The 12,896-nt window shown below is 34.3% G+C and carries 7 protein-coding genes and 1 tRNA gene; 7 read left to right on the top strand and 1 reads right to left on the bottom strand.

What is annotated here, in order from left to right; translation table 11 throughout:
- Positions 1–242 precede the first annotated feature (242 nt).
- The 7 genes from Q0828_RS16240 to Q0828_RS16210 all read left to right on the top strand — a co-directional run bounded on the left by Q0828_RS16240 (position 243) and on the right by Q0828_RS16210 (position 11,434).
- Positions 243–7,205 carry a DUF4347 domain-containing protein gene (locus Q0828_RS16240; protein WP_298423407.1) on the top strand — a complete coding sequence of 2,321 codons (6,963 nt, stop codon included), beginning with the start codon at positions 243–245 and terminating at the stop codon, positions 7,203–7,205.
- Positions 7,206–7,260: 55 nt separating this feature from the next.
- On the top strand, positions 7,261–9,003 hold the full coding sequence (locus Q0828_RS16235; RefSeq protein ID WP_298423404.1) for an OmpA family protein: 1,743 nt from the start codon (positions 7,261–7,263) through the stop codon (positions 9,001–9,003).
- Between the two features lie 256 nt (positions 9,004–9,259).
- A complete protein-coding gene (locus Q0828_RS16230) occupies positions 9,260–9,484 on the top strand; it encodes a hypothetical protein (protein WP_298423402.1) in 225 nt (74 codons plus the stop codon).
- A 135-nt stretch (positions 9,485–9,619) separates the two neighbouring features.
- A complete protein-coding gene (locus Q0828_RS16225) occupies positions 9,620–9,880 on the top strand; it encodes a hypothetical protein (protein ID WP_298423399.1) in 261 nt (86 codons plus the stop codon).
- Between the two features lie 404 nt (positions 9,881–10,284).
- Complete coding sequence (bshB1, locus tag Q0828_RS16220; protein ID WP_298423396.1) at positions 10,285–11,001, top strand: bacillithiol biosynthesis deacetylase BshB1; 717 nt, start codon at positions 10,285–10,287, stop codon at positions 10,999–11,001.
- Between the two features lies 1 nt (position 11,002).
- Positions 11,003–11,209, top strand: a complete 207-nt coding sequence (locus Q0828_RS16215; RefSeq protein ID WP_298423394.1) for a hypothetical protein — start codon at positions 11,003–11,005, stop codon at positions 11,207–11,209.
- 149 nt (positions 11,210–11,358) lie between these two features.
- Positions 11,359–11,434 (top strand) — tRNA-His (locus Q0828_RS16210).
- 114 nt (positions 11,435–11,548) lie between these two features.
- Here Q0828_RS16210 and Q0828_RS16205 read toward each other — a convergent pair.
- A complete protein-coding gene (locus Q0828_RS16205; RefSeq protein WP_298423392.1) occupies positions 11,549–12,895 on the bottom strand; it encodes a DUF3526 domain-containing protein in 1,347 nt (448 codons plus the stop codon).
- Position 12,896: the final 1 nt, after the last annotated feature.

The raw sequence follows: 12,896 nt of genomic DNA, 5'->3' as shown, positions 1-12,896 counted from the left end.
TTTTGACAAAAGAAAATTAGAGAAACAATCTTTGATTTCCTATTAAAAACGATAAAACTTGATAATTGACGAAAAAAAGAAACTATTTAACCGTTTTGAGACACTTAGTGCAGTAAATGAGAAAGTTTAAAACTGAAATACCATGTATGTATAGAATGATATTAAAGATATTGTTTACTAATTAAATAGCATTAGGTAATACTTAGAAAATTGCTTGATGCCATTAAAATTAGAATGGTAAAATGAATATATTAAAAAAAATAACTACAATAATAACAGTATTGTTAGTTACTTGTATTTCTCACTCACAGGTAAACGAAAATGTGAATTCAAATCAATTTACAAACTTCATTAATTATGCGAAATTTAGTGAAAGTAATGTGAAAACATGTGATGGAGTACTATTAACTTCATCATCCCTTTACATTGATGAGGAAGTTGCGCAACCAGAAATTTTAAAAGCAGCTTTTACAACTTCAAAGGGCAGTTACTATATTATTTCACACGGTCGCTCTGGCGAGTTATATATAAAAGGGCAGTGGTTGCAAAAGGAGCAAATTGCTCAATTTATCAGCCAAAGACTAACGACTAACAGCCAACAGCTAAAAACAATCAACATTTATGGCTGTGAGTTTGCCAAAGGTGAAAAAGGAAAGCAAGCGGTTGCCTATTTACAAAAACAATTAGGCTTATCTATTGCTGCCTCTACCAACATAACAGGTAAAAATGGAGATTGGGTATTAGAAACAGGTAACCAAGAGCCAATAGCTAATGGCCAAGAACTTGAAGATTATAATTATAACTTACAAATAACAGTAGCATCAGACGATTTTAGTTCAAATAACAACTCTGGTGGGTCAGGTTGGTTGGGTAATTGGACTACAACAGGCGAAGCATCTTTTACAGGTGGTAGATTATTTATGGACGGGGGAACTCCTTTTGGTAGAGCTACTCGTGCCGTAAACTTAACGGATTATATAAGTGCTACGTTAAATATACTTGGACGCTGTGAAGATAGTTCTTCTGGTTTTGAGTCAGGCGATTTTGTAAGTGTAGAAGTATCTACAAATGGAGGTGCTAGTTTTACAACGCTTTGGACTAGAAATGGAGATCAAATATGTCCTAATGATGATGATGAAGAGGATCAAACTATATCTGTTGCGCTTCCAGTAGGAAATGCAAACACCATTATAAGATTACGATCAGATGCAAGCAGTAGTAGTGAAGATTATTTTTGGGATGATCTAGAAATTATTGGGATTTCAAACATAGATACCGATGATGACGGCATTCCAGATAATGTGGATATTGATGATGATAACGATGGGATTTTAGATGTAGATGAAGGATTTACCAGCACGCAATCCTCAATTGCATTTGCAACAGTAACAACTACAAGTACTACGAATGCTACCTTTTCATATACACAAGCCACACCAAACCTTGTTGGAACTTTTACTTCTTCAGGAAATGCCTTTAACATTGGTGGCGGTAGTGGTAATATAAACGAACATAATGGTAATAAAACCTTTGATTGGCAATTTACCAATGGCGCTCTTTTTGATTTTGCTATGAGCATATCGAGCATTTTATGGGATGGATCAGGTAGAAACAGAGTAGGTAATTTTAGATTGACACTTGATGATGGTACTATTATAGACAATCCTACGGGTACAGTAAGTACTACCTTAACAGGTTTTCCCAATATAGAAGGAGACCTTGGCACATCAACAATTAACGGAGATTTATACTACGGAGATATAAATCAAAACGCAAATCAAGGAGATGGCTACATCGTTTTTTCAACTGCCATTCAAAATCAAATTACCGCAGGAGGAGGAATTGTTCGTATCCAATTCAATCAAAATACCACAAGAGCTTTTGGTGCAGGTTTTGGACTTTCATTTGCAGGAAGTTTTGCAGTAACTACGATACTGGACACCGATAATGATGGTATTATAAACTCTCTAGACTTAGACAGTGACAACGACGGTATTCCAGACAACATAGAAGCTTTTACCACACAAAACTATGTAGTACCTAGTTATGTGGTAGGAAACAACGGTTTGCACAACAACTACGATGCTACAGGAGGAGACAATGCCCTAAATGCCACCAGTATTGTAACCTTACCCAATACAGATGGAATTGGTGATCCAGATTATTTAGATTTAGATTCTGATGGAGATGGTATTTTTGACATCGTAGAATCTGGTTTGGCAAACAATGATAGCGACAATGATGGAGATACAGATGGAGCAGTAGGAACCAATGGACTAGACAATGATACAGCTGTAGAATCTATTGATGATTATACAGATGTAAATGGTTTGGCACATGACAATACCAATTTTTTACTAGCAGATGTAGATAATGATACAGATGCAGATGGTAACAACGCAAGTCCCACCACAACTGATTTGGATTATCGAGATGATAGCTTTGATTTGGATACCGATAACGATGGTATCAATGATAATGTAGATATCGATGATGATAACGATGGAATCTTAGACGTTGATGAAGGGATTACTACAACTACTTTTTTCTTTACAGAAACTTTTGGAACAGGCGGCGCCTTAGAAACCAATTTAAATCCAAATGTTTTAAGTGGAGATTCTTATGAAGGTATCTCTACAAGCATGCCAGGTACTTGGAGTCAGACAGATCAAGGAGGCAATGTAGACGGCGCTGGTAATACCAATGGACGTTATTTGGCTCTTGATAACAATACCCAAACACTAGTTTACCAGCGAACAGGAATTACTGTACCTACGGGTAGTTTGTTGTCTTTCTCTGCACGAGTGGCAAATCTTGAAGGTGTTGGTGCTGAGCCAGATGCAAGTTTAGTGATTAGAGATGCTAGTAATAACATCTTATCTAGTGTGGCATTAAATCTCCCTAATAGTAGCGTTGACCAATGGCAGACCATCAGTTTAAATTTCACCTCACCTACAACAACAATTACCCTACAAATTGAAAATCTGGAAACGAATACTTCGGGTAATGTTATTGGATTGGATGAACTACAAATATCAAGTATTGCAGGTCAAAGTTTAGATACTGATATGGATGGTATTATAAACTCTCTAGATCTTGACAGTGACAATGACGGTATTCCAGACAATATAGAAGCTTTTACCACACAAGGCTATGTAGTGCCAAGTTATGTGGTAGGAAACAACGGTTTGCACAACAACTACGACGCTACAGGAGGAGATAACGACCTAAATGCCACCAGTATTGTTACTCTACCCAATACAGACAGTAGCAACGATGCAATTCCAGATTGGTTAGATTTAGACTCTGATAACGATGGCATTTTTGACATCGTAGAATCTGGTCTGGCAAACAATGATAGTGACAATGATGGAGATACTGATGGTACAGTAGGTACCAATGGTTTAGACAACGATGCTGCCATAGAATCCGTAGATGATTATACAGACGTAAATGGTTTGGCGCATGACAATACCAACTTTTTACTCGCAGATGCAGACAACGACACCAATACAGACGGTACCAATGCTGCCCCTTTAGGCATCGATTTAGATTTTAGAGACAATAGCAATGACGAATGTGATGCTTCAATTTCGAGCAATCTAGATACGGATGGTGACGGTGTAACAGATATTTGTGATATCGATGATGATAATGATGGGATTTTGGATGTTGATGAAGGTTTAGCTGTAGCCCCCTTTGTTATAGATTTTAATACTAGTAATGAAAATTGGGAATATGATGATCCCCAAAATGGAGGCTTAGGTTTTGATAATGGTGACGGAAGTGTTACACACTCACCTACAGGGATCGTAGATGGTTGTACCTATCAAATAGGAGGTACTGCACCACCTACTGTTATCCCACCAAGCCCAACAGGTAGTAATTTCATTTTAGGTTCAGATCAATTTGGTGGTGTTACATTCTTTCAAAACACTTCAGATTTAAATCAAGATGTGTCAGCCAGTCTAGATCAAAACTTAACTTTTTATTGGATTAACGGAAGTTTTAACAATTCTGGATTTCAAATCACTAATACTATGAATATTAGTTTAAGAGGAGGAGGCACTGTAATAAATTCAACTATTGATGTTTCTGGGCTTGCTTTTAATGGTTGGCAACTTTTAACTGTTCCGCTAACAGATGCTAACTGGTCTGGTTCATTAAGTGATTTGCAAAATGTTTTAGGAGATTTAGACCGCATAAGAATTGAACCAGAGCATGTATCTGGTACTGCTTCGAATTGCGTTTCTAATGAATATTTTGCTATAGACGATATTATTTTTTCTACTCCATCATCATCATTAAACTCAGACAATGATACCATACCAGATTATTTAGACCTAGACAGTGACAACGATGGTATTCCAGACAATATAGAAGCCCAAACCACACAAGGCTATAAACCACCCAATACAGATGATGCAGTTACCTATTTGGCTAATAATGGGTTAAACTCAGCATACATTGCTGCCAATAACGGAGGTACAAACGGGCTAACACCTGTAAATACAGACACAACTGATACTGTAGATTATTTAGATTTAGATTCCGACAACGATGGCATTTTCGATATTGCAGAATCTGGTCTGGCAAACAATGATAGCGACAATGATGGAGATACAGATGGAGCTGTTGGTACCAATGGTTTAGACAACGATGCCGCCATAGAAAGCGCAGACAACTACACAGACGTAAATGGTTTGGCGCATGACAATACCAACTTCTTACTCGCAGATACAGACAACGATACAGATGCTGATGGTAGTAATGCAATACCTTTGAAATTTGATTTAGATTACAGAGATTATGCATCAGATGTCATCATTTCTCAAATTTATGAAAATAGTGGTACTAATGCCATTGAGTTGACAAACATTGGTAGTGAAGTAATTCCTGCAGGAACAGTTAATATAATATACTATGCAAATACAAATGGAGATCAAACAGGAATAACGCCAACAAGTGTATATACAGTAGCAGCATCTATTGCTGTCAATAGTTCTATCTTGATTGAATCTACGTCATTTAGTGGAGCTACTATTATAAACTCACCAACAAGAGAAGTAAACGCTGGTATCACGAATTTTGAAGGCGGAAATGATATTGTAGCTTTATCATTAAGTACAGACAATACAGCTTGGGCAAATAGTTATGAGGTTATAGAAGGCTTTACAAATATAACATCGTATGTTCGTAATGATAACGTACTTATCAATAATCCAGTGTTTACTGCTTCCGAATGGACAGCGTTTGTTGATGATAATTTAGATCCATATAGAGTTATTGGTCTAGGCGGTCCAGAACGTCATCCACATGATCCATTACTTTCTGAAGTAAATACAAGTATTGCTGATAAAAACCAAGGATTAGGCTATCATCGAACAGGAACAACCGTTCGTAGTGGTACCGCTTGGAGTAATGGGCTACCAGATCGCTCCAGAAGTGTATCGGTTGATGAAGATTACAATCATACAGGTAGTACTTTTTCAGCACGTGGTTTAACTGTAAATAACAATAGTAAATTAGCGATAACAGACAACGCATTAATCGTTACAGATAATATTACTTTATCAAGTACTGATGATGAAATTCGATTGGTTGGAAATTCACAACTAGTTTCCACACATACTAATGGAAGTTTAGTTACAGGAGCAGGAAAACTATATGTTGATCAAAACTCGGAAGTTCCAAGTACCTATCGTTATAACTATTTCTCTAGTCCTGTCAATAGTATAGGCACATCAACATACACCGTTGCTGATGTCTTTAAAGATGGTTCTACACCGCTTTCTTCAAATTCTACGGCTGTAAATATCAATTTTACAGGAGGTTTTAATGGTGCAACAACTATGCCTATATCTATTGCTGAATATTGGATTTATACTTTTGGTGCTACTGCTAACTGGACACAAGAACTAAGTGGCGGAACTATTCCGCAAACCGATGGTGTTATTTTTAAAGGACCTGGACAGGCTCAAAATTACACCTTTGTGGGAACTCCAAAAGATGGTACTATGCAAACAACTGTTGCCGCAGATACCGATTACTTAGTTGGTAATCCGTATGCAAGCGCTATGAGTGTACAACGTTTCTTGGAAGATAACTTAACTAGTACAACTGGAGCAGTTTATTTCTGGGAACAAAAAGAAAGTATCAATGGAGACATAGATCAAAATAGTCACAACTATGATGGGTATGTTGGTGGATATGCCATCAGGAACATTGCTATGGGACTAGCGGCAAACAATCCATTAAACACTACAAACGATAATTTAGGAATTGCAGGACTCGGAAGCGGACCATACAGAGAACCAGGCGCATATATTCCTATAGGACAAGGTTTCTTTGTAGAAGGAAGTGCTACAGGTGGAATAGTTGAATTTAATAACAGTCAACGTGAATATGTTTTAGAAGGTACAAATTCCGTATTCTTTAGAAATGGAGGAAACAATACTTCCTATACAGAAAATAATGAAACAACAGAAAGCACTAATACTTCTAGTTTACCCATCATTAAATTGGGAATGGATTATGTAAATCAAGACAATTTGGATTTACATCAACAAATAGGAATCTCCTTTTTACAAACAAATTCCTTTGCTTTTGATGTTGGATATGATGCTACACTTGCCGATGGAGTAATCACAGGTTTCCATTGGGATTTTGAAAATGATGATGAAAAGTACGCCATTGCAGGTGTTCAAGAAATCTCAACTGATTTAGAAGTGCCACTAACCATCAAAATGGGGTACACAGGCAGTATTCGTATACGCATAGATGAATGGGCTAATGTAAACAGAAATGTATACTTAATTGATAAACTAAATAACATAGATTATTTAATTAGTGATGTGCCGGCAGATATCTTCTTAAATGCAGGATCATACACGGATCGCTATGTGTTAGCCTTTAGAATTAATGGAACACTTACCACAGAAGAATTTACTGCTTCTGAATTTTATGTGTATACAGAAGATGCTACACAGGATATTATGATTGTAAATACGAATCTGGTACAAATAGAAAATGTGCAACTCTATGATGTCTTAGGAAAACAAATTCAGTCATGGAATATCGCTCTGAAGCATAAAGAAGGTAATAAACTTCGTCTGAAAACAAACAAGCTTTCTAGCGGAATTTATTTTGTAAAACTCAAATCTTCACAAGGAGTCACTGAGAAAAAAGTCTACTTAGGCTTTTAGGAAAAATTTATGCAAAGAAATTTTTGAAAACAACCAACGAAAACACGAATAACACATGTTGCAATTCATACCTCTATTAATTCAAGTAACACCGCCACCACCTGGACCACCTGGACCACCTGGATTACCAATAGATAATGGAATTCTCATCTTACTCACTGCAGCTATTATGTATGGTTGTTATGTGGCAATGACTAGAAATTTAGAAGACGGTCAACATACGAATTGGAATGTATTTTCAATTCATATATCAAAATATTGGAGTAAGCTTAAGAATTTCATTCAAAAAATGAGACAGATAATGACTTCACGTACTCTTTTTCTAATAATCAGTATACTGCTTCTTAGTACACATACTATCCAAGCACAATCAGATATCAATACAAAGTTTGATATCGATACATTAGCTACTGATAACATTTTTATTAAAGAACAGATACCGTCTAATACCTGGGCAATTGGTGGTGGACTCAGTAATTTTATTATGCATGGTGATTTACGTTCCATAGGAACTGGAAATCAAGGGAACTTTTGGAATTTTGGAGGATATCTATATATCGATAAAATGTTCAACCCTGTCTTGGGTTTAGAATTAAAAATCAATTACAATAAACTCTCAGGCGGCGCACAATACTTTTCAGAAGTCTATGAAGTATTGTATACTAATACAGGAACCATAAATAATAATCTATTCTTTGAAGGACGTTCGTACGGAGCAGAATTAAATTTAATTTTAAGTCTGTCTAATATCTACAGAAGACAATCCGAAAAGTGGCATTTAGCTTCTTACTTGGGCGTGGGATATCATCAATACAATTCTGTGTTATATGAGAAAAACCCAGATGGATCACGGACAGAACTCGTTGATTTTGGATTCAATCCTGCAAGAAATAACGAAAATGAAGCCAGCTCTATTTACTTGTCAGCACAGCTAGGCTTAAAATATAGAATTAGTAAAAAAATAGATATTGAATTTCGATCTGGTTTTTATCTTAACTATGAAGACCATTTAGATGCTACGATCTCAGACAAACAAGACTTGGAAACTTTTTTTGTAAATCATATTGGACTTGTTTACAAATTTGGAAAGAAACAGAAATATACGATTTGGGGGAAAGACAATGGCGAAAATGATACGAATACTAAAAAAGGAAATCCATTTGAAATCAAAGATAGTGATGGCGATGGTGTGATGGATGAATTAGATGTGCAGCCTATGACGCCTAAAGGTGTAAAAGTATATGGAGATGGAAGTTGGGTAGATTCCGATAAAGACAAGGTGCCAGACTATAAAGATAAATGTCCATTTAAAAAAGGATCACCCGCTTTACAAGGTTGTCCTCCGAGTAAAGATACAGATGGTGATGGTGTTTATGATGATCAAGATGATTGTATTACAATACCAGGACCAAAATCTAATAAAGGTTGTCCAGAAATACCAAATTCAGTTCTAAAAGAACTCAATTACATTGCAAAACTAATCTTCTTTGAAACAGACAGAGCTGTTATAAAAGCAAGATCATACAATGATTTAGGTCGTATCGCTGATATCATGAAACAATTTCCAAAAGTAAAATTTTATATAGATGGACACACAGACAGTAAAGGAAACGATTCTTATAACATGTCATTATCAAGAAGAAGAGCTATGGCTGTAAAAGAATTCTTAGAAAACTTAGGAGTCAATGGAAAACAGTTAGAAGCTAGAGGCTTTGGAGAAACAAGACCAATTGCATCCAATAACTCTGAAGGAGGAAGACAATTAAACAGAAGAGTTCGCATAGAATTAGTAAACTAAACTTTATTATATAAATAGTAGCTATAGAGAGACCAATAAGAATGTATCTATGGTAGGTTAAGTTAGATACATTTTAGATCATTAAGATTGGGGATAATTTTAATATGGTATGTTGCTTTTCACTTTGATTAATTACATTTTTTGAAGAAAAACTATTTCTTATCTAAATGAATTTATTCATATAGATAATTTTCAGAAGTAGATATGAAAATTAGCATTTGGTCTCTCTTTTTAAAATCTTTAAATAAGAACTATTATGACATGGAAGGGAACAAAAAATTACATGGAAGCAGAGACTAATGATGGTTATTTATTAACAGTTAAACCTATGAAACCTTCAAAATACACTTGGAATGTTTATTACAAAGGTAAGCGTATACAACATTTGGAAAACAATCCAATTTACAAAGAAAATATACCTAGAGCTAAGCGACAAGCCATTCGGTTGATGGTCAGTCATATGCTAAAAAGAATAACTTGATTTTTTAGGCTTCACCAAAAAAATCATTTATATGGTCGTTTAAGGCACGACTATTTTAATGAAAGAGAGGTTTGAGTAAGTCCTCTCTTTCTTTTTTAATATAACCCAAAATATGATAAGGCTAAATCAAGAAAAATGAAAAACTTGACAATCTTAAAAATGTATTTTATAATTTATTTAGTTAGCTGTTTCATTTACTTTTTAGCTGATTGGCAAATAATAGTAAATGAAAATATTTCCAGAATTGTTTTTATAATACAACTAATTTTAATTGGTTTTGGAGGATTGTTTTTAGACTGGATGTTACAAAAAATGATAAAAAATAAAAAAGTATTTCATGGATTAGAATTATTGCTTATTGTGGTATTTACGATCATAGTCTGGAATGAATTATAAAAAACTAGATTTTGACTTACACAGTTTATGTTATAGTGCTCTGAGAAAGGAATTTGACATTCATTAGCAGATTACATCAGTATTCATGAACCTAAAATCGTTGAAAAAACAAAAAACAATATAAAAGTTTTGAATTATTTAGGACAGAGAGTTAAAAATAGATACACATGTTAATTTTTGCGCACAATCATTTAATCCTATAAACTCAGATAATTTAAAGATTTATCCATATTTTTGAAAAGTATTAATTACTAAAATAAGGAATACAACTAACTCGTCCTTGAATTGTTTTTTAGACTCATGTTTTTGATAATCAAAAACATAAAAACTAAGAGTTTAGGTAAGAACAGTGATAGTTCAATCTTTAAGGATTTCAAGGAAATACCCAAATAAAAAAAACATAAATGAAATTAGATATATTAGCCATTGGCGCGCATCCTGATGATGTAGAGCTGGGTTGTGGAGCAACGATAGCAAAAGAAATTTCTAAAGGCAACAAAGTCGGTATTCTCGATTTAACACGTGGTGAACTTGGAACGCGTGGGTCAGCAGATTTACGAGATATTGAAGCAGCAAATGCAGCAAAAATATTAGGTGTTACTGTAAGAGAAAATGTAGCATTTGCCGATGGTTTTTTCAAAAATGATAAAGAACATCAATTAGAAATCATCAAAATAATTCGCAAATACCAACCTGAAATTGTGTTGTGTAATGCCATTGATGACCGTCATATAGATCATGGAAAAGGAAGTCAACTCGTAAGCGATGCTTGTTTTTTAAGCGGTTTATTAAAGATGGAAACTAAACTCAATGATGTTTTACAAGAAAAATGGCGACCAAAACATGTATATCATTACATTCAATGGAAAAATATTGAGCCAGACTTTGTAGTTGACGTCTCAGGATTTATAGAAAAAAAACATGAAGCTGTAATGGCGTATAGTTCACAATTCTTTGATCCGAAAAGTAATGAAGCAGAAACACCAATTACAAGTAGAAACTTTATAGATAGCATTCATTACCGTGCACGTGATTTAGGAAGATTGATAGGTGTAGATCATGCAGAAGGCTTTACGGTAGAACGTTATGTTGCTGTAGACTCGTTAAATGATTTAATTTGATATGAAAGAAAAAGACATTACATGCGATCCGTTACAATTAGAAAATATGCCAACAGTTCAAAAGTTTTCATTTTCAGAAAAGTTGATAGCAATCATATTAATTATTATCTTTATGACGATTCCTTTATATGAGATAAGTCCTGAAACATTTAAACTGAATCAAATTGTGGAATATGTGTATAGTTGTGGATATTTAATGAACTATTAACGCATAGGTTATTCTAATAAAACTATAATCGTTTTTTTTATATGCTAACCTTTTCAGAATCATAGAGATAAAAAAAATAGTAAAATAAATTAAATAAATACTTTGGATGAAAAGTGAAATAGCTTATATTTGCATCCGCTAAAACAAATGGTGATTGTAGCTCAGCTGGTTAGAGCGCCGGATTGTGGTTCCGGAGGTCGCCGGTTCGAAACCGGTCTTTCACCCTTTTACAACCCTCTCAATTTGAGAGGGTTATTTTTTTTAAAGAGTTTGTTTTAAGATCTAATTCTTCTTTTATTAGAAAGTGAAAGTGTTCTTGCCTTATTTTTTATACAATAACTAACGAAAGTATTTTAAATTTCTAAAAACTCCCAAGCCAATAAGGATCAGAGTAAGTAGCAGTAAAGGAAACACACTTTTTAGCATATTAAAATTGTTCTGATGCTCAAAAAATACAGGTTCATATTCTTGCCAATTGACACTAGAAGCTGGCTGGTTTTCAAAGATTTTAGGGTATAATTGTAAACGAATGTTTTCATGAAAACGAGTAGTTTCATTCAAAAATGCTACATAGTTTGATAAATCCGTATGAGCGATAGTATTCATAGATAATTGAACTTGTAAAGGCGGGAAAAACTGAGCTATGCTAGCGCTCAATTGCTCTCTCTTTCTGATTTTATCAAACATAGCATCTCTTTCTACTTTCGATTCGTCATCTCCCATTTGCTGCATCGCATAATACCAAAGCCAAGAAAAACCAGTTTCTTTTAATTCGTATTTTCTAAATTGTGGATAATGATTATAGAATTTTTCCATAGTCTCTTTTTTATCCGTATCCCATTTTGTATGATATGCATCGCGCTGTTTGATGGTCATTGCGAAAGCTTCTTCAACAGGATATTTATTAGCTACGTAATTGTTCACTAAAACAGGCAAAAAGACAACCAATACCAACCAACTAGATAATAAAGTAATAGCATTCGTATTTGAAGATTTTCGTAAAAGAATGACAAAAAAACACAAAGCAAACCAAAAGAGAATGTATAAGTAGCTAATGATTATGATATATAAAAATTCAATAGCGAATGGAATGCCTAAAACTACTTTTGCTAAGAATAATAATATGCTTAATGCGATATAAATAAAAACAACTCGGATAGATAACTTTTTCAATAAAAATTTGAATGGCGATATGCCTTGCGTTGTGATCATTTTCCAAGTTCCTTTTTCTTTTTCTTCCGAAAGAATATTAAAACTCAAAGCAATAATGATTAATGGGAATAGAAAAATGATAAGAAAACTAATATCTAAGTTCCCTACTTGCAATCGCATCGGATTCACCAAGTCTGTATCATACTTTTGTCCTTCTAAATTCAAGATACTCACATTTTGAATATGTGAATTCACATCACTTTGTCCCATAGAAATTCCAGCTAACGGCTGTACAGGATTTACAAAGGAAAATTTTAAATAATACAACAACAATCCAATATCATCTTCATATAATTTTGTCTGCGTTTCTATATGTTTTTGTTGTTGCTCAGCAGTTTTTGCAATCGTTGCTTGCTTTTGATTTAAAAATTGTTTTCCAGTACTGATGCTTAAAACTCCTAGAAACATGAGAATACCAAAAGCTAACCATACTGTTTTTGATCTAAAGAAATGTTTGATTAATAAACGATACATG

The organism is uncultured Kordia sp. (assembly GCF_947496985.1).
Taxonomy (GTDB): Bacteria; Bacteroidota; Bacteroidia; order Flavobacteriales; family Flavobacteriaceae; genus Kordia.
This window is presented reverse-complemented; position numbering and strand designations above follow the sequence as displayed.